Below are 23,376 nucleotides of genomic sequence, written 5' to 3'. Positions count from 1 at the left end.
CCATTTTAAACCAGAAGAAAGTAGGACAAAATCAGTGGCCCAAAAGATAAAATCGCCTGAAACCCAGACTCTAGGAAGTGGGGGAAATGGAAACAAGGGACCGATCCATATCGGTAACTCCGATATCTTTTTTGATCGGGAACTTTCCTGGGTAGATTTTAACAAACGGGTTTTAGAAGAAGCTACCGATCCTGAAAATCCACTTCTGGAACGCCTAAAATTTTTATGTATCACTGAATCAAACTTAGACGAGTTCTATATGGTCCGAGTAGCAGGTTTGAGAAACATACTGGCAGAAGGTAACGACGAAAAAAGTCTAAATGGCCAAAGAGCTTCCGAGATCTTAACTGATCTATCCAATAAGGTAAGAAATTTCGTAAATGTTCAATACGAAACGCTGACTCACACTCTGGAGCAGATGAAAGAGAATGGTATCCATCTTATCTTAAATCCAGATGAATTAAATAAAAATGAAATAGAAGACATCAAACATTATTATAAAGAAGATGTTTCTCCGATCTTAACTCCACTTTCTATAGATCCCTCTCACCCATTTCCTCATATACTTAATAAATCCTTAAACTTAGCGATCGTCCTTACCGCAGACGACGAAAAAACAGGACTTAAAAAAGATCTGTTCGCTGTAGTTCAAGTGCCTTCCGTACTACCAAGATTTTTACAACTTAAGGGAGAAGGTAAAACCAGAAGATTTTTCCCATTAGAAGAGATCATCAAACTACATGTGGATGACTTATTCTACGGAATGACAGTAAAAGAAGTTTATCCTTTCCGTATCTTAAGAGATGCAGACATCTCCATAGATGAAGAAGCTTCTGTAAAAGATTTACTCATCACTATGAAAAAAGAGATCCGAAACCGTATCTGGGGAGACGCGGTGAGGATGGATATTTACGAAGGAACTTCTTCTTTCGTAAGGAACACTCTAAAAGAACTCATGGAACTACAAGATCATGAGATTTTCGATGTATCTTCTATATTAAATATTAGTGATACAATGTATTTTTACGGATTGGAGCATACTTCTAAGTTCAAGTATACCTTCTTCCAACAAAAAACTACTTTAAAGTTCGAATCTCCTGAGAAAATTTTCGAAGCGATCAAAAAGAAAGACAGGTTATTGCATCACCCCTACCAATCTTTCGGAGCAATCGAAGACCTACTCAGAATTTCTAGCGAAGACCCGAAAGTGTTAGGGATCAAAATGACCCTATACCGTACAAGCGGAGACTCTCCTATTATCCAATATTTAGGACAGGCTGCTGAAAACGGAAAACAGGTCACAGTACTTGTAGAGTTAAAAGCAAGATTCGACGAAGAACGAAATATCAAATGGGCCCAAAAACTGGAAGAAAGAGGGGTTCACGTAGTATATGGAGTAGTTGGACTTAAAATCCACAGCAAGATGCTTCTGATCGTAAGAAGAGAAGAAGAACATCTAGTGCGTTATGTGCATCTTGGTACCGGAAATTACAACTCCACAACCAGTAAATATTATACGGACCTAAGCTTCTTCACTGTTAACAAAGAAATTACTGAAGATGTTTCCACTATTTTTAATACAATCACTAGTTATGCAAAGATGCCTTTCTTACACAAACTGGCCGCTTCTCCACATAACCTAAAAACTGTATTCTTAGCTCTCATCGAAAAAGAGACTGAAAATGCAAAAGCAGGAAAACCTGCACGTATCATTTTCAAGATGAACAGCTTAGTAGATCCTCATATTATACTAGCAATGTATAATGCTAGTCGCGCGGGAGTGATTATCGAACTGATCATTCGAGGGATCTGCTGTTTAAAACCTGGACTTCCAGGAATTTCAGAAAATATCACAGTGATCTCTATCGTAGGTAGATTCTTAGAGCATACACGTATCTATTATTTCCTTTCCGGCGGAGAAGAAAGTATCTTCCTTGCATCCGCAGACTGTATGCCTAGAAACTTTGAAAGAAGGATCGAAGTTCTATTCCCTATACTAGATGCAAAAAATAAAGATAGGATCAAAAAGATCTTAGATGTTCAGATCAGGGACAATGTAAAAGCAAGATTACTTTCTTCCGACGGGATCTATCGCAAAAGAGAAAGAGTAGAAGGCGAGAAGCCTGTGGATAGCCAGATCGAAAGAATGAACTTCACGGAATAAATATGAGTATTAGCCAGGAAAATAAAAATAAACTCAAATCCCTATTGGGAGACGACAGGGTTTTTTTCAAAGATGAAACCCAAATGGATCAGGCGACATTTCTTTCTTTCGGAACGGACAGAACAAAAGTATATGTTCCAGATTATGAAATCCTAACATTCCCTAAAAATACCCAAGAAGTTTCTGAAATCGTAAAATTTGCATTCGAGAATGATATTAAGATCGTTCCTTCCGGTGGAAGAACAGGCTACGCAGGCGGAGCAGTAGCCAAGTCTGGCGAAATTGTAATCTCACTCACCAAGATGGATCAGGTTTTGGATTTCGATCCATTCTTCGGCTCCTTGACTGTACAAGCGGGGATGATCACTAAAAATCTGCATAAAGAAGCAGAAGAAAGAGGCTTCTATTTTCCTGTAGATTTTGCAGCCACAGGTTCTTCTCATATAGGTGGTAACATAGCGACTAACGCGGGTGGTGTGAGAGTAGTTCATTATGGTCTGATCCGCCAGTGGGTTTTGGGCCTGAAAGTAGTTACAGGAACAGGGGAAATCCTGGAATTTAACGGCGAGATCTTGAAAAACAATACAGGTTATGATCTAAAACATCTATTCATTGGCTCCGAAGGAACATTAGGAATTATCACCGAATGTACCTTAAAACTTACCAAAAAACCTGCGGATAACAGGATCCTTTTCACGGCGGTTCCTGACTTCCCTTCTATATTAGAATTATTTAAAGAAACTCATAATATGTCCTTGCCTATTTTGGCATTTGAGTTTTTGACCAAATATTGTTTGGATAAGGTGATGGATCACCTACATGTTCCTGATCCATTTTCTGAAGTGAGCCCATACTATGTTTTGATGGAATTCGAGATCACTGAAGAATCAGATGATGAGAAACTATTCTCCTTTTTAGAAACCATTATGGAAAAAGGTTATGTTTCCGACGGAAGCCTAGCTCAAAACTCCAGACAAGCAGAAACATTCTGGAAATATAGAGAAGGAATCAGTGAATCCATTTCTATAGATTATACAGTTCATAAGAATGATATATCTCTTCCTCTTCGAAATATGAATCCGTTCTTGGAAGATATGCAATCTTTGCTTTCTTCCAAATATCCTGGCTTCGAGATCGCACTTTTCGGTCATATAGGTGATGGAAACCTTCACTTGAATATAGTAAAACCTAAGGATCTTTCTGATTCCGAGTTTTTCTCTCAATGTAAGAAAGTGGACCCTTCTATGTTTGAACTATTACAAAAACATCATGGATCTATCAGTGCAGAACATGGGATCGGCCTTTTGAAAAAAGACTTTTTACATTTCTCTCGTTCTTCTGCAGAGATAGAAGTGATGAGAATGATCAAAAAATCTTTGGACCCTAAAAATCTTTTGAATCCGGGGAAAATTCTCCCTTAAAGTCATGAATAAACAACTGTCCGGTTTTTTTAGGTTTCTGACCGTAATTATCTGGATCGTATTTGCAGGCCTAAGTTATATAAAATCGGATCCACAAGTTTGGATCCCGACTTATCTAACTGTAAGTCTTTTATATTCCACTGAATGGTCTTCTTACTTTCATGATCCAAGCAGAAGGATCTTAATCGCAGGTTTAGGAAAATCTGTTGGTATAGGATATTTTGTTTGGGGATTTTATAATTTCTTAGATAACCCTAAACCTGACCTGGATTCAGAAGTTTTCAAAGACAGTATGGGACTTGTATTATCATCCATCTGGCTATTTTTATTACCATTCTTCCAAGGGAGAGGCCGATCATGAAGATCGCAATTTCTTCCTTTATCGCCACTTCAATATTAAAAATTATATATATTACAGTCCGTTGGACTAAAATACATATCCCCAAAAAAACAGAAGAGCTACTTCTCCAAAAAAAAGGATTCGTTTTAGCACTTTGGCATAACCAAATCCCATTCGTTATAGACTTCACATATAAATTTTATGTAAAACGTTATGGTTTGGAAGTGATCCCAATGGCTTCTCAATCCAAAGATGGAGAATTAGCCACAAGAGTGATCTCTCATTTTGGGATGAAACCAAAAAGAGGTTCCAGTAAAAGAGGAGGCGCCTCTGCGTTAAGGGCACTAGTTAATGACGCTAAAAAAGGTAGTATCAGTTTAATCACTCCAGACGGCCCTACTGGCCCAGTCTATACTCTCAAACCAGGTATCATTCAGTTGGCCTCTATGACAGGGTTTCCAATTTTATCTTACTACGCAAAATATGATCATTATAGCATTGTGCAAAGTTGGGATAGAACTCCAGTTCCAAAACTATTTTCTAAAGCTGAATTTTTTATTTCAGAGCCGTTTTACGTTCCAAAACTAAACGGAGAGGAAGAACTAGAAGTTTGGAGAAAAAAATTAGAAACATTCATGTTAGATCAAGCAGGGATCACCTGGCAAGAAGCAGAAAATTTAAGGGAAGAAGTAAGACTGGCTCAAGAGGCCAAAAGTAAGCCTAAGAAAAATTAGAATTTTTTAATTAAGCTACTCTTAATCTGTAAAAACTCCAGTGGACTATAAAGATCCTGGACATCAAAAGATATAATGCTTTTCCGTTTTGTTTGGATTCTACTGCAGATTCGAAAGCGGAGATCAATTCTCTTAAAATTTCTCTTTCTCCCAAATCCTCTATCAATTCCAAATCGATAGAGGACAAATTTTCATCCTCAGGAAATTTGAGATCATTAGATTCTAAAAGTATCTCTAAAAGTTTTTCTGCTTCTATGAGTATAGATTCTACAGTTTTATCCGGTTCTTCCGGTCCGTTTAATAAAGAATATATTCCGTCAGATAACTCTAAGATCAAATCACCGATTACTGAATCTTCTCCATTCTCGAAAGTGTGATTGACCTCGTCTAATTTTTCTCTCAATAGAGATCTTACTTGTGAAAAGGAGTTTGAAGCATATTGCATCTCTCCTTCGTCCATGGATTCCTCAAAACCTTGTAACCAATCAGGTCCAGTTGGCTCGAAGCCGTCCCAATCCGCCCATAATGACTCGCAAGCCAGAAAGACTTGATCTGTAGTACTTCCGACATGTTTATAAGTGGATACTACCACAGCGAGACGAGCCAGAGCTTCGGACCATTCCGTTTCTCGGATCTCCATCATGTTGAATACCATACACTAGTAACAATTCGATGAAAGCAAGTTTACTTATTATTTTAAATTAATTAAGTTTTTATTTCAACCTCATATAAAACTAATCTTTCCGTGTCGCAAAAACTAATGTGTACTGTCACAGCAAAATTAGATACTTTGGATTAGTAAAATTTTTAGAAACGAGAATACTTACGAACCAGATCTACTCTAGAGTTCACTTGTAATTTTTTGAAAATACTTTTGATCTGAATTCGAACTGTACCTTCTTTCGTCCCAAAGTTACGCGCTATATCTTTAGTTCTATAACCATTTATGATATGATTCAAAATTTCTTTTTCTCGAGGAGTTAAAGAATGTGTCTCCTTCGTTGGAGGTTTCCTGAAAAAGGAAATCACTTTCGCAGCGGCACCAGGAGAAAGTATCCCTCCTTCTCTCATCACCATCCTCGCTACTTCTTTTATGTCTTTCAGATCTTTTTTGAGAACAAATCCGACTGCACCAGCCTTCATTGCTTGTATTAAAGCATCGTCAGTGTCTAACGTAGATAACATAATATACTTAGGGTCGTTATCAAATTCAGATCTTTCTTTTATATAATCGATCCCGGATTTTCCAGGAAGAACGATATCCATAAATACAAGATCAAATTTATCTTGGTGATTATGTGATAAGTCTTCGGTAGAAGAAAATACTTCTACCTGATCCACTTCTTCCATCACAGAGAGAGTGTTTGCACAGTTTTGAGCAAACTCGGAATTGTCTTCTACTATAGCTATTTTTACTTTTTCCATTTTTTATCCGCCAGCCAGTCCCTTGTATTACGGTTTTTTGATTCTAATTTCTATATTCGTTTTTCAAAAAACTCGGACGAAGGTAGGAAGATTTTTTTTTATTTTATAAAATCTAATACGGATCAAGAGTTGATTTGGATTTCTCGTAACAATATTGTACGAAATTTTTTCGCCATTTTTTTAAATTTATGTGTCTGTCTTTTTTTATCCTATAGATAGGATCTCAGAAGAGAAAATAAATAAGAAGAGTATTAGGTTTTAATAATAAATAATTTATTTCCCAACAAAGACTCTTTTTATAAGGTTAGCTTACCTTCTTCTCCCTTATTCGAGGAGTAGAATTCAGCCAACATCAATCTTCAAAGCCAAGAATTGATCTTTTCTGCAACCTCCTTAGGCCTTTCCATGTGAATAGCATGTTTCGCATTTGGGATCCATACCAGTTTGCTTTTCTTTAAATAAGAATGTAACTTTTTGACCATAGGAGGATCCGTGATCGGATCTTCTGTTCCGGAAATGATCAGAGATTTTTGGGTAACAGCAGAGAGTTTTTTGCCCAGAAAAATTTCTTTTTCTCTATCTAGAGTATTTTCCGTTAAGAACTGATGAGCTAAATTATTCCATTGGCTGAGCAGGGCTTTTTTTGCGATACCACCTAATTCCGGAACATTCTCCTGATACAATGCAGTAAGAAGTCTTTCAATCTCTTCCGTTTTCGAAGGAAAAAGTAACTTCCTCATTTCGTCTCTTTGTGGATGCGGAATTCCGCCAGGAGAAAGTAACACGAGTCTCTGGATCCTTTTTTCTTTTTCAGAATCGCGCATTGCAATCATCATCGCGATCAAAGATCCCATGGAATGCCCAGCCAACACTACATCGTTTAACGCGAGTTTGCGGATCGAATTGTAAAGAAGGTCTGCAAATATATCTACTTGATACAAATATTTCACTTTAGGAAGAGGACTTAATCCAAAACCGGGAATATCCGGGACCAAAAGATTGAAGTCATTTCGTAAAAAAGGAGCCAGTCTTCTGAAACCTGTGGCAGAATCCAGAAGTCCGTGTATGAAAAAAAGAGTTTTGTTCGATCCTTGGGCAGAAGGTCTCTGTAAGAAGAAAATTTTATGCCCACCCAGGTCAAGTTGCAGGCGCTGAAATCCCAGCTCCTTCTCCATAAACCGAATTTTTTGCCTGGTATAATTTCGAAGAAAAAGTTCGTATACAAAATCCATAGATTGAGTCAATGATTCCCTCTCTAGTCGAATCTAGCAAGGAATCCAAATCAATTTTACGATGCGGAATTCCGATATTATATACAATTCATGAAGAATCGGGAATTAGTTCTACTCTTAGAAAAGGCCTTCTTTCCCGCCCAGGAAGGAATTCTAATCTTAGAGCCTGGGACCTATAGTATACTCGGTTCAAATCCTAAGGCTTGCTCTATCTTAGATTATAATCCAGATGAACTAAAAACTCTAAGCCTAGGCAATTTACTCGCTCGCCCGGATAGTATCGGTAATTACGGGGGCGGAGCAGAAGAACTAGGTATTTCCCTTCTTTGGAATTTGAGAAAAAAAAATGGATCACTTCTTCTTGCTGACTTCACGATTAACGCCTTCTCAGAAACTCCAAACTCACCTTTAATTTTTCACATCTACCAAAGATCAGAGATCAGAGAGATAGAGCTCAGATTATATTATTTACAAAGTATCTTAAGGTCTCTCCGACTTTTAAAATTAAATCTTAGATCTTTACGTTTAAGTTCTGAGAATACTTTATTTCAAAAGATCTGTGATACTCTCAAAGAAAATCCTCATTATAGTTTAGTCTGGGGTTTTTATAGAAGGGAAGATGGAACAGATCAAATACTCATCCAATCAGACTTGGATTCTAAGTGGAGAAAAAATTTAGAAACTGCTTGGGAAGAAAAAAAAACTAAATCTCCTTTCGAAACTCTTCTAGAAGGAAAGGAACAATTCCATATTTATGAATTTGGTTCTAATGTGTATCCAGAATGGGAAGAAGCATTAGTCGCAAAAGATTTCAGAAGATCCTTAAGCCTTATCATTCGAGAAGAAGGTAAAATTATCGGCGGGATCCAGATCATTTCGCGAGAGAATATGGCATTCGATTCCGGAGAAAACTATCTGTATTTCGAGATAGTAGAAGATCTTCTCTCTTCTCTTCAATATTTAAGGATAGAAAAACAAAGAAGAGAAACTGCAAAAATCCTACAATTCCAAGGTGCACTATTAAATTCTTTAGAAGTTCCTCTTTTGTCTACTGACGACGAAGGATTTATTACTTATGTGAATAACAATATCAGCACTTTATTAGGAATTTCTAAAGAAGAAATCGTAGGTGTACAAGTAAGAGAACTTCTGAAATTAGAACCGGAAGCAATGGATATGATCCTTTTAGGATCGAGAGCGGAGACTAGGATCACGATCCGAGGTAGGCATGAGGTTCCGTTTTTATTAGCTTCTTCTTCGCTGAAAGATGATTATGGGAATAGGATCGGGACAATCTTACTTTTATTAGATATTTCGGAACAGAAGAAGAATGAAGAACTGATCCGTGCCTCCGAAATGAAACTTCGGAACTTATTCGCCTCAATGAATAACGGGATCGTAATATTGGATCCTCAGGGAAAAGTTTTGGAAGTAGCTCCTATTTTGAAATTCTACTTATTCCAATTTTTAAATGTGGATGTGGATGATGAATTCCCTTCTCTTTTTCCGGAAGAGGCTCAAAAAGGGATCTTAGTTAAACTGGAAGAATGTATTCGCACGCAAAGAGCAGCATATTTGGATCTTTCCATGGTGTTATTGGGAGAAGAAGAGAATTACTTTTCTATAAAGTTCCTTCCGCTTAAAAAATACCAGGATTTCCCTGTCGCAGCGATGTTAATATTCTCGGATGTAACCCAAACTAAAATTTTGGACAGACAATTATATGAGACCGCAAAGTTTGCATCCATCGGAGAAATCGCAGCAGGTATCGCACACGAAGTAAATAACCCGCTTCAATCCAGTTTGTTATATTTAGAAGATCTTTTAGAACATGAAGATCCGGATCCAATCGAAAGAAAAAAAGTTTACAAGAGAGTTGAAGGCGCCGCCTTAAGGATCCGAGATTTGATCAAAGGACTTTTGGATCTAGGAAGAAGAGCTCCGAGAAAAAAAGAATTGGTTTCTCCTTATTTTATTCTTTTGAGAGCTTGCGAACTCATCGAGGTGAGTTGTAAAAAGAATGGAATCGAATTGAAACGGGTTACTAATCCTGAACTTCCTCAGATCCATGTTGCTTGGCAAGAAATCGAACAGGTATTGATCAACTGTCTAGTAAATGCAGTTAACGCGATTTCCGAAATGGAACATAAACCGGTGATTCCTTTAATACAAGTTTCTGCACGAAAAGAATTATATTTGAACGGAGAGATGGTGAGTTTTACCATTCAAGATAACGGTCCCGGAATGAACGCCGAAGTCGCTGAGAAGGCATTTCTACCTTTGTACACGACTAGGAGAACCAAACAAGGGACTGGACTTGGATTGACTATCTCTCAACGGATCATTACCGATCATGGTGGGACCATACATTTAGAATCCAATCCGGGACAAGGCACCAAGGTCACTGTCCGAGTGCCTGTAGGAAAGGTATAATGAACTTATTCTTTATAAAACTATGACAAGGGAAAGAAATCCCAACGTATTGATCATCGACGATGAGGCGGAAATAAGAACCGCTTTAGAACGTGTAATCTCTAGAGAAGGATATCATGTTTTTCTTGCAGAAGATTTCGAATCCGCAATGACAATCGTAAGAGATCACGCAGTTGATATAGTAATTTCTGATATTCTAATGGGCGGAAAAGACGGGATCGAAGTCGCAAGAGAGATCAAAAAATATAATTCTAATATTCCGGTAATACTCATAACAGGAAACCCTCAACTTCATACCGCTGAAGAAGCTCTTAGAAATAGAGTATTCGATTATATTTCCAAGCCTGTCAGCAGGCAAAACATCTTAGCTGCATTAGAGAATGCCCGTAAAGAAAAAGAAGATAGAGACAGAAAATCTAAAAAGATCATAAAAGCAGTCCGTGAAAAGACTCACTTCGCTCAGCAGTCTAAAGATCTAAATTATCGTAATAGTTTAATTTTAGAAACCACTGGCGACTGTGTGATCACCCTTGACGAAGATCTTCTTATCCGAGGAGCAAACGAAGCTGCTATTCGGAACTTCGGATACTTAGAAAATGAAATCGTAGGACAAAAGATTACCCTTCTAATTTCTGATGAAAATACCGGCGCGTATTTGGAAAGGATCGCTCATTTGATGAGCCGTAAATCTGACCAAAATATTGCTAGATTACATAATGCGGAATTAGTGAGCAGAAGTGGAGAAAAATTCAATTTTGATATTTCTGTATGTAGATATGAACTAAATGGAAAAACATATTATACTGGGATCGCGAGAGACATTACACAGAAAAATATTATCTCAGAAAAACTAATCGACGCAGAAAGAAGAGCATTCTTAACCACAATCGCTTCGAGCATTGGTCATGAGATCAATAATGCACTCACTGCCATCCAAGGTTTTATAGAAGTAGCAAGACTTCCAGATGCTGATGAACCTATCAAAGATAAGGCAATCTCAGTTACCTGGAACCAGATCACAAAATTAAAGAACCTGACTTTCAACTTATTACAACTTGGAAAACCTGGAGATTCAGGCAGAGCCAAAGAAGATTTGGATCTAAACGAAGTAGTAGAATCTGTAATAGAAGTTTTTAGAAAGACTACTCGTTTAAAATATTGTGAGATTGTATTTGATAGAAGTCCCGAAAAAACAGCAGTGCATTCTAACGCAGATCAATTGAGTCTTTTATTCTCTAATATCTTTTTAAATTCTGCAGACGCTACTGAGAATAAAGGAAGAATAGAGATCTCTGTAGGAGAAAAAAATCATCATCCTATGGTTAAGATCAGGGATAACGGGGTCGGGATGAGCAAAGATATTTTGAATAAGATCTTTCAACCTTACTTCACCACAAAGAAAACAGGCCAAGGCACTGGGCTTGGAATGTTCGTTGCAAAAGAGATAGCCGATGTATTCGGGATACGAATAGAAATCGATTCTGAGCCGGAAAAAGGCACCGAATTCCGCTTGGTCTTTCCGGACAAATTGTAGAACTAGCCATACGCGGCTATGAACGAAGTTTTAAGTGAGATAGATTTTCGCTTCCTTGCGATAGATGGAAAGTTTCCTGAAAAGATAGACTCACTCAACCCGGAAGCTTCGGCACGCAGATATTATCGCGCAATATATCCTGATGGCACCACAAAGATCTTATGCAAAGACCAAGTCTTTCAGCATGATTTTCAAGAAGTTGGACATTTTTTAGAACACCACGGCTTCAAGGTCCCTAAAATATATAAGACGGATGTGTTCAATAAGCTTATGCTCCTTTCCGACGAAGGAGATTCAGATCTAAGTTCTATCCAAGATGATGCAGAATATAGGACCTTTTTAGTAAAATCTTTGGAACTTTTGGTTTCTCTACAAAAAACCAGACCGGAACCTCCGGTTTCCACTCGTGAATTCGACTATGAAAAGTTAAATTTCGAAAATAAGTTTACGTTTTCTTCATATACTAATTTCTCTGAAATGTTCAAACTCAAGACTAAACTTAGACCAGAAGTTGTTTTTTTCTTGGAAGAAGCTTCTGGGTTTTTAGCAGAATATAAGGACAAGGTATTCTGTCATCGGGACTTTCATGCACGGAACATCATGCTCTCCCCTACTGGAGAATTGACATTGATCGATTTCCAAGATGCAAGAATGGGAACTCCATTCTATGACATTTCTAGTCTGCTATACGATGCGTATAGACCGATCCCGTTTGCGATGAGACAGGGGCTTTTCCTTCTCTTCCTAAAACTCACCGATAATAGATTCAAAAAACCAAGAGAATGTTATTATTTACAATGTTTACAAAGATCCTACAAGGCACTTGGATCTTATTTTATGTTAGTTGCGGAAAAGAAGCAGGACAAATACAGAAAGAGTGTTCTCAACTGTTTAGATAATTTATTAGAGATTGTACAAGTTGGACTTTTCCCGGACCAATTGTTTTTATTCTTTCATCTACTAAAGAAAGAATTATCCGAGAATACTTTATTTTTGGAAAAACTTTAGAATGAAAGCATTCTTTCCATGTGCAGGTTTCGGAACCAGGATGGGAGAATGGACCAAGTCTCTTCCTAAACCGCTATTAAAAATAAATAATATTCCTCTTATCTATTATTCTCTCTTCCATGCTAAGTCCTGGGGCGTGGAAGACGGCATCCTCAATCTGCATTATTTCGGGGAAAAAATACAAGAAGAGCTAAAAGATTTTAAAGATCCTCAATTACACTTTTCCCAAGAAACTCCCGAAATTTTAGGAACTGGTGGAGGGATTCGCACAGGAATCGAAAAATTTTGGGATTTGAAAGATAACTTCTTAGTCTTAAATCCCGATTTTATTCTTTTTCCAAAACCAGATTTTACTCCTTGGCCAAACGAAAAAGACCAAGAGAGATTCGATTGTATATTATATTTATCTAAAATTCCGGAAAATGCGAATTACACAGGACTCAGTTTGTATGACGACATGGTCCAATTTACAACAGGCGGATATTTTTATCTGGGACTTTCCTGGATGAAGGCAGAATGTCTTTCTGATCTAGAACCTAACAAACCTTATGATCTTGCAGATACATTCCGTAAACTTTCTTCTCAAAACCGCCTGGGTGGGAAAATTTTCCCGGGCACGTTTCTGGATCTAGGTGAAAAACAGTTTTACGAGAAATACAAGGACACTGATTTTTCGGACCGGCTTTCGAGCGATTGGGTTGAGTTTAGAGGTAGGATATCTTCTTAAACTTTTTCTAAACCCCAGGTCAATACTTCTGTTTTTTTAGAAAAATGATATATCGGTTTTATATCCGGAAGGCGAATCCCCTCTATATCAGCCATTGTATTCTGGATAATGTTTGCATCCGCTTTTTGTAGAGGCCAAGGCTTATGCAAAATTTCACATCTATATAAAGAATTTTTATTATTAGAATATAAACAATATCTTTCAGTTAACCAATAATCCAGGCTCCCCTTCTTAGCCTGAAAAACATCCGAAGTCGCTCCATATTCCGCCTGAAAACAAAACCTACCATTAGAAGAAGTCCTTTGGGATTGATACAAAATCCTATTTTCCTTTTCAGTAACCTCTAAATTCGCCAGATAATAAGGAAGATGATAAAATGCCCTCGCAACTTTTACTGCTAGCCAGCTCTCCGCATCTAAGCTGAAAAAATATACTCCAGGTTTTCCATCTAAAGTAACATACACTCTAACATTAATTTCGGGAAAACGAGAAGCGATCGGCATTACAGGCAAACCTTTCATTCTGATTCCGCTCATATGAAATGGCACTACTCCAATCCAAGTTTGGTTTTCGAATGTATCAATTTCTAAACGTTTAGGAACAAATGGTCGGATCATTGAGATCGGCAAAGGCCAATGGATAAATAATAGATCATGCCAAATCTGTTTCATTCTCCAACTGCTTTTAGGAATTGGCCAAGGTCTATGTTCGGAGTTGATTATCATTTCTTAAACTTTTTCCCATTCTTGAATTCAGACTATTCATAATTTTCGTACGGAGCACACAGAGTATAAGAACACTAAAGAATAACAAACTCCCTCAGTGATCTTGGTGCACTCTTTGCGAACTAAACCTTCGCAACTTTGCGTGAGTTGGTTAAGAATCAAATCGGGTCAGAGGTCGTAGGAACTCCTACAAAAAATAAAGTTGCCCCCCGCCCTGCATTTGGGATTGGGGGGAGTGGCTTGTGGGAGAGCTCATTCCCCATATCACAAAATTCTCCCTCCGTCAACGAATTCTGCTCCCTAATCTCCGTAGGAACTCCTACATCTATCCCCACTCTCCAATGCCGTTAACCTTGCATCTGAGAAAGAATGTAAGAACAAACTCGAATATAGAACTTCATAGCGACAGGGATCGCAGCGGAAATCCGGCGATGCACCATTGTAAGGAAAAAAGTTTTGAATTAAAAAATTTGTTATGGGGCTTCGCTGATTGGAGCGAAGAGCCCGGTCCTGACGAAGTCAGGAGTCGCCCCAATTTTTACTATTGTAGGAGCTCCAACATCGCAATCTGCGGCAAATCACCAAAATCTAGACTGAGGTCAAGAGTCCCGAAAATGCAAAAATAGTTTAGATCCGTACACCCCAAAATGCAAACTGGGACCTTCTAACAGATATGCGCGATTTTAAAGTACTAGTCACAGAAGCTTCCAAAGGAGAAGAACCGGCTTGGACGGAGTTGATGACCCGTTTCGAAAAATACGTCAGTAGTCAGGCTATCAAAAGGATCCGAGATCAATCCAAGGCAGAGGATCTAAGCCAAGAAGTATTTTTAGAAGCATGGAAAGTTCTTCCAACGTTACGGCAGCCGGAAGCATTTCCTTTCTTACTCAGAAGGTTGGTGCTAAAACATTCCGATCGTATCTTAAGAAAAAAAGATCTGCTCGGGACTGAATTAAATCCTGAGATCACTAGGGCCGCTCCTCGTTCAGGAGACACTTGGAGAACAGAAGTTTTAGAAGCGTTGGATGAACTTCCTAACGAAGAGAAACAACTTTTGAATCTGAGATATTTCGGCGAGATGAGCTACGAAGAGATCACTGAAAAAACAGGGATCCCAATCGGTAATTTGAAAAACCGTTTGAGAAGAAGTAGAGAATTATTACGCAGACAACTTTTAAATAAATCGGACAGAAAAGATTGGTTGGAAGTCCTACACGGACCTATGGCAATCGCTTCCTGATTGGAGAATAGAATGACTGATACTTTAGTAGAACCAATCCAATTTCCGGGACTCCGCATGGAGGACAACCAACTCAAAGAAAGAAAAATTTTTCTTTGGGGACAGGTAGATGATTCTTCTGCAAAACATGTGGTAGAACGTTTATTATTTCTTTCTAATCAAGATGCGGAAAAGGATATCACACTTGTGATTAATAGTCCTGGAGGTGCGAACACTTCCGGTATGTCTATTTTGGATACTATGGATCTGATCCCAAATGATGTGAGCACTGTATGTATGGGATTGGCCGCAAGTTTTGGTGCACTACTTCTTCTTTCAGGTACAAAAGGTAAAAGATTCGCATTTCCTCATAGCAGGATCATGTTACACCAACCTCATGTTCCTGGAACTTACCAAGCAAAGGCAACCGATATTGGGATTTTTGCTTCCATGATCGAAAGAGATAAGAAGGAAATCAATCGGATCGTTTCTGAACGAACCGGTCAACCTTTAGAAGTTGTGGAAAGAGATACAGATAGAGATCTCTGGCTTACTCCTTCTGAAGCACAAATCTATGGTGTGATCGATGGAGTTTTAGAAAACTGGAAATAATATTAAATTTGTTTAAACCTGCGGTTTTCCCAGTTTAAACAAAAGATTTCCTCTTACTGTAGGCCATTCTTCTTTCGTAATACTGTAAACGACGGTATCTCTTAGAGTGCCGTTTTTGCTAATTCGATGATTTCTGAGTATCCCATCCAGTTTTGCTCCTAATCTTTCTATCGCTTTCCTAGATGATAGGTTCATTATATGGGTCCTGAATTCCACTGCGATACAACCCAAAGTTTCAAAGGCATGTTCCAAAAGTAAAAGTTTACATTCTGTATTTACAAAAGTTTTTTGAACTGCTTTAGGATACCATGTTGCTCCTATCTCCAATCTTCGAGCGTCCTTTTCTATATTCAAATATCTTGTAGTTCCTAAAAGTTTTGAATCTTCTTTTCGGATAACTGCAAATGGAAGAGAGAGCCCTGCTTCTTGTTCTTCTAAAGCTTTTTGGATCCAGGCACTCATTCTTTCCGGTTCCGGAATATTTGTGTACCAAAGTTTCCAAAGATCTCCATCATGCAGAGCTTCTGTCAATGCATCAGTATGCTCTAAACCAAGAGGTACAAGTTCCACACGATCTCCGGAAAGATGTATAGGTTTAGGAGGGTAATAGGTAGATTGAATCATAATTTTATAATAAACTTTATGCGATGCAGCCTGATCTATAACTTCAAATAGCCAGACAAACACCAAGCACAAACTTCTTCCGTAAATGGAAGATCTTTTGCTTTTGCGACAACATCAGCAGGAATAGTATGGAAGAAGATCCTATCATCCACAGTTCTTCCGCAGATCTTACAAACTGATATCTTCCAAGGAGAAATTGTTTCCCCATCCTTCTCCGCTTGGGAATGGAACCGAAAAGGTCGAACATCTTCATCATTTTCCAATTTGGTCCTAAGAGAAAGATATTCCTCACCAAAACTGATCTCTAATCTGAAAACATGCTCTCCTTCCATAGTATCAAATCTAAGAAGATTAGGATCCAATCCTATTTCCTTAAATTGTAATATTGCTAATGCTATGCCGATTTCTCTTCCTTCTTCATCGAAAGGATAATCTTCGTAGTATTCTGAAAGATCTTGGTAGGACTTTGCTCTGGAAAGATATTCTGTTAGCGCTTCTTCTGCTTCAGAGGTAATAGGAGCTAAATTTGCGATCTCTAAAGAAACTCCTGAACCCGAATGGTGGATGGTGGTCCTAAGTACGGAACCTTCTCCTTTTAATCTATTCTTTAATTTTAATGGATCCGAGAAGTCCCAGCTTGTCTCGAATTCAGCTTCTCTTTCGGTTAATGATTCTGAACTAAGAGGATCCCAACCCTTCTCCAAAAAGTAGGAATTCCTACAATTTTCCTTAAAGGCCATTTCTAATAGGGAATAAATGAGAGAAAGAGAAGGAGGAAGAATATCAGTCTTTTGGTAATATTCCAAACAGAACCGAAGATAATTCTCCACGTTGGATTTATAATATTCGGAAAGTACCACTCCGTGAAGGACGATCTTTTTTCCGAGTTCCATCCCTCGGATCAAACGTTCCTTTTTGGCTAATTCTATTTCCATCCGCTTACGGAGTTCTGGCTCCCCGCAAAAGTATCGGGAGATTGGGGTCCGTGTCTGCCTTTTTTTATAGATCTGAGATTGAAAAAGGAACCGGTCCCCGGAGAAGGGCCTAAGCCCAAGACCTGGGACCGGCTAAATTGGTGCTATATTGGATGGGAAAATATTACGATGTGATCTCCGAAAATTCTATTTTGAGCGCGAAACTAGATAACGCTTAGCTAAAGAAAGCGGAGTACGGCTAGTTAGGCCATGACTGGCTTTCGAAGCTTAGATTAGGAGATAGATGGTGGAGGAATATTCAGCAGATGCTGAGATAATAATTTATTGTGTAGAAATTGAAACCTATCCTGGCGGGAAGGGTTTGAGTTAGAGAGACCTGGAGTGTTTACCTCAGAAGTTAAAAAATCTCCCCAAACCGTTTCCGAAGGATCGGAGGTTTCGGCGAGATCGCTTAATTCTTCTATATCGGTCTCTTGTCCGATGATTATTTGTGATTGGTCGGACTTCTTCCCGGGATAAGGGCTGTTGGATGGTCCTGAATGGATAAAGAATAATAGAGTAAATAAGGCTAAGGAAGCCGAAACGAACCTTAGTTTTTTTCCTCTTAGGACCATACTGAATCTAATCCGAAACCTGAACGAATCTCTGTCAAGCTTTTAGAAAACCTTTTCGAAATGATAAGTGAAAAACCGATCAATCCAAAGAAGAATCTTCTAGCTTAGACTCCTTTTTTGCGAAGAGACTCTCTTAAATTTTCAAAACCTGGTTTTCCGAGTAATGCGAACATATTTTTCTTATAAGCCTCTACTCCAGGCTGATCAAACGGGTTTACACCCAGTACATTCCCCGAAACTCCGCAGGCTAATTCAAAAAAATACATTATTTGGCCTAGGCTTCTTGGCCCAGTATCCGGAAACAAAATCTCCAAACATGGTATCCGACCTTCCGAGTGCGCTACTAAAGTGCCAAGAAAAGCCTGTAAGTTTACTTCTTCTAAGTTTTTAGAAGCTAAAAAGTTGAGTCCATCCAAGTCGTCTGAGTCCTTGGGAACCAAAACCTTTGCACCAGTATTTTTGGAATAAAGGACGGTCTCGAAAATATTACGTTCCCCTTCTTGCAGATACTGCCCAAGAGAATGTAGATCGGTAGTCAGTTCCACAGAAGCAGGAAAAATACCCTTACCTTCTTTACCTTCACTTTCTCCGAATAATTGTTTCCACCACTCGGTTAGAGTTCGGATAGAAGGATTATAATTTGCGATTACTTCTATCTTCTTTCCGGATCTATAAAATAGATTTCTGTAAGCCGAATAAATACATGCCGTATTTTTATGCGGAGAAGTTTCCGAAATCAAAAAGTCGGCAGCTTCTGAAAACCCTTCCCAAAAAGAAAATATGTCTACTCCAGCGGCCGCAATTGGAAAAAGTCCGACAGGTGTTAGAACTGAATATCTTCCGCCTACGTTATCCGGAATAGAGAAGGTTGTAAACCCTAACTCATCCGACATTTTTCGCAAAGCACCTTTGGAACTATCAGTCGTAGCAACTATTCTATCTTTTGCTTTTGCGCCGTATTTTTTTTTGGCAAGATCCCATAGTAAACGAAATGCCAAAGCAGGTTCAGTAGTAGTTCCCGACTTAGAAACCACATTGATCGAGAATTCTTTATTCTCTAAATATTCTAAAAGTTCTGAATGATAACGTGCATCTAAATGATGTCCCGCATAAACGATCTCAGGTGATCCTAAACTTGGAGTCTTGAAATAAGGTTTAGAAGCTTCGATAACTGCCTTGGCTCCTAAGTAAGAACCTCCAATCCCGATCACAACAATCGTCTCAGATTGTTTTCTGAGTCTTTGGGCTTCAGAATGAATTATATCTAATTCTATTCTTTGGGTCTCCTGAGGAAGTCTGACCCAGCCTAAAAATTCGGAGCCGGGGGATTTTCCAGAGAGAAGATTTTGTAACGCAATGCCTGACTCTTTTAATAAGAGCTCATAGGTTTTAGGATCTGCAAATTCCGAGGCAAATCTATCGTTTATTTCTAAAGAAAAGGCCATCGGTATTCCTCAAAATCGGACATCCGAGACAAATTACTTATGTTAATTGGAATAGCAAGGAAAAACGAAATAATTCAATGTTCTAAATTTCCAAAATCCCTTGTAAGTATTCAGACTTAGATTTTATTTTCCAGAATGACTCTTTCTATCCGAGAGAATCTTTCCTCTTCTCTATCCAATATTTTTCCGGACGCGCCGAACCTTGGCCCAATTCGTTTTTTCTCCGCTCCAGGCAGGGTGAATATCATAGGGGAACATGTGGATTACGCAGGTGGTCTGGTATTCCCTGCTGCAATCGATTTCAGAACGCATTTTGCAATCCGAACAAACGGACTCGGAACATTCAGATTGTATTCCTTGGATTTTAAATCCGAATTTGTAACAAAAGAACTTACCTACTCGGAAGAAAAACCTTGGGCAAATTATATCTTAGGAGTCATCTCAGAGGCTCTAAAGTTAGGATTAAGGGTAGAAGGTTTCGATCTTGCTTTTACAGGAAACATCCCCCAAGGCGCAGGACTTTCTTCTTCTGCTGCTGTAGAAGTTGGAGTAACATTTGCGCTTTCTAAAATTTTCAACTGGGATATTAGCAAGGAGAAGATTGCGGTACTCGCTCAAGCCGCGGAAAATCATTTTGTAGGTGTTAACTGCGGGATCATGGACCAGTTCGTGATCGCAGTGGCTAAACCTTCTTCTTGTATTTCTTTGAATACAGAAACATTAGAATATTCTTATCACAATTTAGATCTTCCTGGTTATGAATTCTATCTGATCGATTCTAATGTTCCACATAGCCTAAAAGAAAGTGAATACAATGACAGAAGAAAGGAAGTAGAATCCGCGACTTCAAAATGTAATAAAATTTCTCCAGAGGTTCGAACATTAAGCCAAGCAGACTTCTCTTTAATCGAAAAAGCAGAGCTGACTCCGGCTGAATTTAAAAGAGCCACTCATATTTTGGGAGAAAGATCCAGAGCCCAAAACGTTATCCGCTCCTTAAAGGATAAAAATGCGGAGAAGGTAGGAGAAGAACTTTACTCTTGCCATGAATCTCTTTCCAAAAACTTCCAAGTCTCCTGTGATGAAATAGATTTTATAGTAGAATGGTTCCGTTCTGAATATGCTTTAGGGGCCAGAATGATTGGAGGAGGATTTGGAGGTTGTGTCTTAGTTTTAGACAAAGAAGGCAGATCTTCTTCCTTATTCTCCAAATTCGAAAAGGAATATTTCCAAAAATTCGGACTAAATGCGAAGATCTATAAATTCTCTATCTCAGAAGGTGTAAGGGAAGATATTTAGATCGTTGAAAAATGGGATAAAATCCTTGCAGAAACGGCTAGTAATTCGATAGTCTTCGCATTCGGTAAAAATAAGCGAACAACACTATGGCAGATACTCCTTGGAACCTGGACAGTAAAGATTTTGATCATGATGCACCCGAGCTGGGTGTATTTCTTGATCAAGACAATATTCCGGAGGGTCTTCCGAGAGAAGCAGTGGTTGTAAAAATTTCTGGCGAGATCAATTTATATTCTGCCCAGATCATGAAAGAAAGATTCTTTCATCTACTCGATCGAGGATTCATATATCTTTTAGTAAATATGGAAAATGTGAAGTACATAGATTCTTCTGGGCTTGGAGTTTTTATGGCGACACATTCCAGACTAGTAAAGAGCGGCAAGGGTGGCATCGCGGTCTTCTCCCCTTCTTCTCAAGTGAATAAAATTTTAGAACTTACTAAATTAAAAAGTCTTATCCGAGTAGGTAGCACCTCCTTAGAAGCTTGGAAACTTTTAGCGCCTTGACCCGTTGGCGATGACCGATTCTCAAAAATTTAAAAAACATATAGAGACATTACTTCATTGCAGACTTTGTCCAGACATGGTGGGCAACCCTGTGCAAGGTGGTATTCCTGGTGCAAAAATTATGAGCATAGGCCAGGCTCCAGGAATCCACGAAGAAAAATTCGGAAAACCATTCGCATACACAGCAGGTAAAACTTTATTCAAATGGTTTTTATCTATAGGAATAGAAGAAGAAGTCTATAGATCTAAAGTGAATATGGCTGCTGTTTGTAGATGTTTCCCAGGCAAAGCAAAAAGTGGGGATAGAAAACCAAATCCTTCCGAAGTAGAAAATTGTTCCAGATATATGCGCTTCGAAGTTGAATTTAATAAACCTGAGCTCATCATTCCGATAGGTAAACTCGCTATCGATCAACTAGTAGATAATAAAAAATACAAACTGGATGAGGTAATCGGTAAGAAGTTTAAGAAAAACTACTATGGAGTGGAACTGGATTGGATTCCTTTGCCTCATCCTTCCGGATTAAACGTCTGGAATCATTCTCCGGAAGCTAAGATACTGATCGCAAAATCCTTGGACTTAATCCGAAAACATCCTGCCATCAAAAGAGAATTTTTTTCTAAAAATTAGGATTTAATCCTAGGCTCTCATTCTGACGAAACCATTGTTTTGGACTAAAACCTGTCTTCTTCTTAAATTCGCGAATAAAATGTGCCTGGTCATAATAACCTGCTTCCAAGGCGAGTTCGGTGAAACTGGAAGAAGAATTATAAAATCTGAATATGTTTCTGAACCGGACAAGTCCTGCATATTCTTTTGGACTTAAACCCACTCTGGATCTAAAACCTCTTTCTAAACTACTTTGGCTTACGCCCAAATCCTCCGCCAAACCTTTGATCCCAATTTCTCCAAATGACGATTTGATCCGGAGAACTGCCTCTGGTAAGAATTTTTCCTTTTCTTCTTTTATGGGGAGAAGGCGATGAAATTTTTCTAAGCTCCAAGAAGCCTCCTGACCTTTCCAATCTGCTTCTTCACAGTCTGCAATTAATCCGGAGATCATTTCCTTGGAAAACAGATCTTCTAAAGATAAACTTGAATCGCTGATTTGATCCATCGGCACAGAGATCATTCTAGAAAGAACCAAGGGAGAAATATAAACTAAAAGTGATTTTGTATTTTTCTCTGAGATGAAAGTTCTTGGCCCCCTTAAAATCCCAGTTATCCCGGCCTTAGCAAGAGTCTTAGATTGTTTGCCTGAACCTAAGGAAATTCTTCCCTTGGTTTGAACTCCAATTACACATTCTTCTCCAGGAAGAATTGTATAAGTTTCGGGAGATTCTTTATGGCTCCAAGAAATCCGGATCAGATCAGACAAGCTGCCTATCCTTCCAAAACCACCATTTCATTTTTTCTGGTTCAGGATCGGAAGTGGCAGAAACGTATACTGCGCAACGAAATACGTACAGCATACATAGATCTACTCGAGCACCTTGGTATTCGCAAATTTCTTCGTATAATTTTTCAGGATCTAATTTTGCGAGTTCAGCCTTACTGCGAACTCCTAGATTCCAGAGATCTTCTGCGATTACTTTACCCACTCCTGGAAGAGTGCGAAATTCTTTTAATACCTCGGATTTGTCCGACTTCATGAGAAGGATCTTATAGGAAACCCGCCCAAAAATCAAGTGACTTACTTGGTTTATAACAAACCAATACCATAGTTCAAGAGAAGGTTTTTAACATTTCCTCGAATCTATTTTTGATCGGAGTCGGAACATTTGGTATCAAATATTTTGCCCAAATTTTAAGTTCATTTCCGCCTAAAGAACTCATGATCTCTTTTTGGTGCTCATCCAATTCAGTATCCGAAAAGTACAAATGTAATCTGATTTGAGTTTCCTCTTCTTCTCTGGTCATATGGGAAAAGTAATCCGTTTGGAAACGAATTAACTTTGTATAAAATTTTTCGGAGAGATCGTGAGCCTGTTCATCTTCTTCTTTGATTCTATCCAAAAGTGATTCTAGTTCTTCTATTTTTTCATCCAGATATTTATGTTCTTCTTTATCTTTGAGAGACGCCTGTGGATCTTTTTCTTCTAAATGTTTAAGACTCACTCCTTCTTCATCTCTCGCATGAATTTTTAACATTAGAAAGATCTCTTCTCCTAATTCAAAAAGTTGGAGTACATCTTTCGGATCGGAGTAATCGGTTCTTCCAGCTTCCTGTACTAATTTTGAGATCCCATAACGAAGGGCTTTATGAGGGAAATCATATACTTTCTTACGGTTGTTCAACATTTCATTCTCCAATAATGGAAAGATCCTAACCGCAAACTTGGGAGAAAAATTGTATAAAATCGTCAGGATTTGGTTTT

General features: G+C 38.5%; 23 protein-coding genes. 13 read left to right on the top strand and 10 right to left on the bottom strand.

The features are described 5' to 3' along the window. Nucleotides 1-46: 46 nt before the first annotated feature. The 4 genes from ppk1 to CH362_RS04635 are packed head-to-tail and all read left to right on the top strand — an operon-like array spanning nt 47 to nt 4,659. Nucleotides 47-2,164 carry a polyphosphate kinase 1 gene (gene ppk1, locus CH362_RS04650; RefSeq protein WP_244280480.1) on the top strand — a complete coding sequence of 706 codons (2,118 nt, stop codon included), beginning with the start codon at nt 47-49 and terminating at the stop codon, nt 2,162-2,164. A gap of 2 nt (nt 2,165-2,166) precedes the next feature. Then, a complete protein-coding gene (locus CH362_RS04645; protein ID WP_100709138.1) occupies nt 2,167-3,585 on the top strand; it encodes an FAD-binding oxidoreductase in 1,419 nt (472 codons plus the stop codon). A gap of 4 nt (nt 3,586-3,589) precedes the next feature. Continuing rightward, the gene (locus CH362_RS04640) at nt 3,590-3,946 is read left to right on the top strand and encodes a hypothetical protein (protein ID WP_100709137.1); all 357 of its coding nucleotides are present in this window, start codon (nt 3,590-3,592) and stop codon (nt 3,944-3,946) included. Beyond that, entirely contained in the window at nt 3,943-4,659 is a 717-nt protein-coding gene (locus CH362_RS04635) for a lysophospholipid acyltransferase family protein (RefSeq protein WP_100709136.1), read from the top strand. Before CH362_RS04640 ends, CH362_RS04635 begins: the two co-directional genes overlap by 4 nt. Before the next feature lie 10 nt (nt 4,660-4,669). On the opposite strand, the gene CH362_RS04630 is transcribed toward CH362_RS04635, so the two are convergent. From CH362_RS04630 to CH362_RS04620, 3 genes are all read right to left on the bottom strand, one after another. Continuing rightward, on the bottom strand, nt 4,670-5,302 hold the full coding sequence (locus tag CH362_RS04630; protein WP_100709278.1) for a hypothetical protein: 633 nt from the start codon (nt 5,300-5,302) through the stop codon (nt 4,670-4,672). Nucleotides 5,303-5,466: 164 nt separating this feature from the next. Next, nucleotides 5,467-6,084 carry a response regulator gene (locus CH362_RS04625; RefSeq protein ID WP_100709135.1) on the bottom strand — a complete coding sequence of 206 codons (618 nt, stop codon included), beginning with the start codon at nt 6,082-6,084 and terminating at the stop codon, nt 5,467-5,469. A 359-nt stretch (nt 6,085-6,443) separates the two neighbouring features. Continuing rightward, on the bottom strand, nt 6,444-7,316 hold the full coding sequence (locus CH362_RS04620) for an alpha/beta fold hydrolase (protein ID WP_100709134.1): 873 nt from the start codon (nt 7,314-7,316) through the stop codon (nt 6,444-6,446). Nucleotides 7,317-7,406: 90 nt separating this feature from the next. On the opposite strand from CH362_RS04620, the gene CH362_RS04615 reads away from it, so the two are divergent. The 4 genes from CH362_RS04615 to CH362_RS04600 are packed head-to-tail and all read left to right on the top strand — an operon-like array spanning nt 7,407 to nt 13,018. Continuing rightward, a complete protein-coding gene (locus CH362_RS04615) occupies nt 7,407-9,749 on the top strand; it encodes an ATP-binding protein (RefSeq protein ID WP_100709133.1) in 2,343 nt (780 codons plus the stop codon). Between the two features lie 22 nt (nt 9,750-9,771). Then, nucleotides 9,772-11,283 carry a hybrid sensor histidine kinase/response regulator gene (locus CH362_RS04610; protein ID WP_100709132.1) on the top strand — a complete coding sequence of 504 codons (1,512 nt, stop codon included), beginning with the start codon at nt 9,772-9,774 and terminating at the stop codon, nt 11,281-11,283. An 18-nt stretch (nt 11,284-11,301) separates the two neighbouring features. Further along, on the top strand, nt 11,302-12,291 hold the full coding sequence (locus CH362_RS04605) for a phosphotransferase (RefSeq protein ID WP_100709131.1): 990 nt from the start codon (nt 11,302-11,304) through the stop codon (nt 12,289-12,291). A 1-nt stretch (nt 12,292) separates the two neighbouring features. Beyond that, the gene (locus CH362_RS04600) at nt 12,293-13,018 is read left to right on the top strand and encodes an NTP transferase domain-containing protein (RefSeq protein WP_100709130.1); all 726 of its coding nucleotides are present in this window, start codon (nt 12,293-12,295) and stop codon (nt 13,016-13,018) included. Here CH362_RS04600 and CH362_RS04595 read toward each other — a convergent pair. Then, entirely contained in the window at nt 13,015-13,743 is a 729-nt protein-coding gene (locus CH362_RS04595) for a YqjF family protein (protein WP_100709129.1), read from the bottom strand. The genes CH362_RS04600 and CH362_RS04595 overlap by 4 nt on opposite strands. 673 nt (nt 13,744-14,416) lie before the next feature. Here CH362_RS04595 and CH362_RS04590 point away from each other — a divergent pair. Both CH362_RS04590 and CH362_RS04585 read left to right on the top strand, forming a co-directional pair. Then, nucleotides 14,417-14,983: an RNA polymerase sigma factor gene (locus CH362_RS04590; RefSeq protein WP_100709128.1), complete on the top strand. Its 567-nt coding sequence runs from the start codon at nt 14,417-14,419 to the stop codon at nt 14,981-14,983. A gap of 12 nt (nt 14,984-14,995) precedes the next feature. Continuing rightward, entirely contained in the window at nt 14,996-15,574 is a 579-nt protein-coding gene (locus CH362_RS04585; protein ID WP_100709127.1) for a ClpP family protease, read from the top strand. Nucleotides 15,575-15,586: 12 nt separating this feature from the next. On the opposite strand, the gene CH362_RS04580 is transcribed toward CH362_RS04585, so the two are convergent. The 3 genes from CH362_RS04580 to CH362_RS04565 all read right to left on the bottom strand — a co-directional run bounded on the left by CH362_RS04580 (nt 15,587) and on the right by CH362_RS04565 (nt 19,192). Further along, nucleotides 15,587-16,198, bottom strand: a complete 612-nt coding sequence (locus CH362_RS04580; RefSeq protein WP_100709126.1) for a GNAT family N-acetyltransferase — start codon at nt 16,196-16,198, stop codon at nt 15,587-15,589. Nucleotides 16,199-16,233: 35 nt separating this feature from the next. Further along, nucleotides 16,234-17,133, bottom strand: a complete 900-nt coding sequence (locus tag CH362_RS04575; RefSeq protein WP_100709125.1) for a hypothetical protein — start codon at nt 17,131-17,133, stop codon at nt 16,234-16,236. Between the two features lie 718 nt (nt 17,134-17,851). Beyond that, a complete protein-coding gene (locus CH362_RS04565) occupies nt 17,852-19,192 on the bottom strand; it encodes a glucose-6-phosphate isomerase (RefSeq protein WP_100709123.1) in 1,341 nt (446 codons plus the stop codon). A gap of 135 nt (nt 19,193-19,327) precedes the next feature. Between CH362_RS04565 and galK the strand changes: the two genes are divergently transcribed. From galK to CH362_RS04550, 3 genes are all read left to right on the top strand, one after another. Further along, complete coding sequence (galK, locus tag CH362_RS04560; protein WP_100709122.1) at nt 19,328-20,491, top strand: galactokinase; 1,164 nt, start codon at nt 19,328-19,330, stop codon at nt 20,489-20,491. Between the two features lie 86 nt (nt 20,492-20,577). Continuing rightward, nucleotides 20,578-20,997, top strand: a complete 420-nt coding sequence (locus tag CH362_RS04555) for an STAS domain-containing protein (protein ID WP_100709121.1) — start codon at nt 20,578-20,580, stop codon at nt 20,995-20,997. 10 nt (nt 20,998-21,007) lie between these two features. Further along, nucleotides 21,008-21,628 carry a uracil-DNA glycosylase family protein gene (locus CH362_RS04550; RefSeq protein ID WP_100709120.1) on the top strand — a complete coding sequence of 207 codons (621 nt, stop codon included), beginning with the start codon at nt 21,008-21,010 and terminating at the stop codon, nt 21,626-21,628. Here the strand turns inward: CH362_RS04550 and CH362_RS04545 are convergent. The 3 genes from CH362_RS04545 to CH362_RS04535 all read right to left on the bottom strand — a co-directional run bounded on the left by CH362_RS04545 (nt 21,618) and on the right by CH362_RS04535 (nt 23,299). Next, nucleotides 21,618-22,376 carry a helix-turn-helix domain-containing protein gene (locus tag CH362_RS04545; protein ID WP_100709119.1) on the bottom strand — a complete coding sequence of 253 codons (759 nt, stop codon included), beginning with the start codon at nt 22,374-22,376 and terminating at the stop codon, nt 21,618-21,620. The two genes, CH362_RS04550 and CH362_RS04545, sit on opposite strands and share 11 nt — an antisense overlap. Beyond that, the gene (locus CH362_RS04540; protein ID WP_100709118.1) at nt 22,369-22,650 is read right to left on the bottom strand and encodes a helix-hairpin-helix domain-containing protein; all 282 of its coding nucleotides are present in this window, start codon (nt 22,648-22,650) and stop codon (nt 22,369-22,371) included. The genes CH362_RS04545 and CH362_RS04540 overlap by 8 nt, the downstream gene beginning before the upstream one ends. 73 nt (nt 22,651-22,723) lie before the next feature. Then, the gene (locus tag CH362_RS04535; protein WP_100709117.1) at nt 22,724-23,299 is read right to left on the bottom strand and encodes a hemerythrin domain-containing protein; all 576 of its coding nucleotides are present in this window, start codon (nt 23,297-23,299) and stop codon (nt 22,724-22,726) included. Between the last annotated feature and the right edge of the window lie 77 nt (nt 23,300-23,376).

This window comes from Leptospira saintgironsiae, from assembly GCF_002811765.1.
Lineage (GTDB): Bacteria > Spirochaetota > Leptospiria > Leptospirales > Leptospiraceae > Leptospira_B > Leptospira_B saintgironsiae.
This window is presented reverse-complemented; position numbering and strand designations above follow the sequence as displayed.

Bases quoted from the DNA above. Each gene is read 5' to 3' on its own strand.
- CH362_RS04645 (WP_100709138.1), top strand. From the start codon at position 2,167: ATGAGTATTAGCCAGGAAAATAAAAATAAACTCAAATCCCTATTGGGA.
- CH362_RS04640 (WP_100709137.1), top strand. From the start codon at position 3,590: ATGAATAAACAACTGTCCGGTTTTTTTAGGTTTCTGACCGTAATTATC.
- CH362_RS04635 (WP_100709136.1), top strand. From the start codon at position 3,943: ATGAAGATCGCAATTTCTTCCTTTATCGCCACTTCAATATTAAAAATT.
- CH362_RS04630 (WP_100709278.1), bottom strand. From the start codon at position 5,302: ATGATGGAGATCCGAGAAACGGAATGGTCCGAAGCTCTGGCTCGTCTC.
- CH362_RS04625 (WP_100709135.1), bottom strand. From the start codon at position 6,084: ATGGAAAAAGTAAAAATAGCTATAGTAGAAGACAATTCCGAGTTTGCT.
- CH362_RS04620 (WP_100709134.1), bottom strand. From the start codon at position 7,316: ATGGATTTTGTATACGAACTTTTTCTTCGAAATTATACCAGGCAAAAA.
- CH362_RS04615 (WP_100709133.1), top strand. From the start codon at position 7,407: ATGAAGAATCGGGAATTAGTTCTACTCTTAGAAAAGGCCTTCTTTCCC.
- CH362_RS04610 (WP_100709132.1), top strand. From the start codon at position 9,772: ATGACAAGGGAAAGAAATCCCAACGTATTGATCATCGACGATGAGGCG.
- CH362_RS04605 (WP_100709131.1), top strand. From the start codon at position 11,302: ATGAACGAAGTTTTAAGTGAGATAGATTTTCGCTTCCTTGCGATAGAT.
- CH362_RS04600 (WP_100709130.1), top strand. From the start codon at position 12,293: ATGAAAGCATTCTTTCCATGTGCAGGTTTCGGAACCAGGATGGGAGAA.
- CH362_RS04595 (WP_100709129.1), bottom strand. From the start codon at position 13,743: ATGATAATCAACTCCGAACATAGACCTTGGCCAATTCCTAAAAGCAGT.
- CH362_RS04590 (WP_100709128.1), top strand. From the start codon at position 14,417: ATGCGCGATTTTAAAGTACTAGTCACAGAAGCTTCCAAAGGAGAAGAA.
- CH362_RS04585 (WP_100709127.1), top strand. From the start codon at position 14,996: ATGACTGATACTTTAGTAGAACCAATCCAATTTCCGGGACTCCGCATG.
- CH362_RS04580 (WP_100709126.1), bottom strand. From the start codon at position 16,198: ATGATTCAATCTACCTATTACCCTCCTAAACCTATACATCTTTCCGGA.
- CH362_RS04575 (WP_100709125.1), bottom strand. From the start codon at position 17,133: ATGGAAATAGAATTAGCCAAAAAGGAACGTTTGATCCGAGGGATGGAA.
- CH362_RS04565 (WP_100709123.1), bottom strand. From the start codon at position 19,192: ATGGCCTTTTCTTTAGAAATAAACGATAGATTTGCCTCGGAATTTGCA.
- galK (WP_100709122.1), top strand. From the start codon at position 19,328: ATGACTCTTTCTATCCGAGAGAATCTTTCCTCTTCTCTATCCAATATT.
- CH362_RS04555 (WP_100709121.1), top strand. From the start codon at position 20,578: ATGGCAGATACTCCTTGGAACCTGGACAGTAAAGATTTTGATCATGAT.
- CH362_RS04550 (WP_100709120.1), top strand. From the start codon at position 21,008: ATGACCGATTCTCAAAAATTTAAAAAACATATAGAGACATTACTTCAT.
- CH362_RS04540 (WP_100709118.1), bottom strand. From the start codon at position 22,650: ATGAAGTCGGACAAATCCGAGGTATTAAAAGAATTTCGCACTCTTCCA.
- CH362_RS04535 (WP_100709117.1), bottom strand. From the start codon at position 23,299: ATGTTGAACAACCGTAAGAAAGTATATGATTTCCCTCATAAAGCCCTT.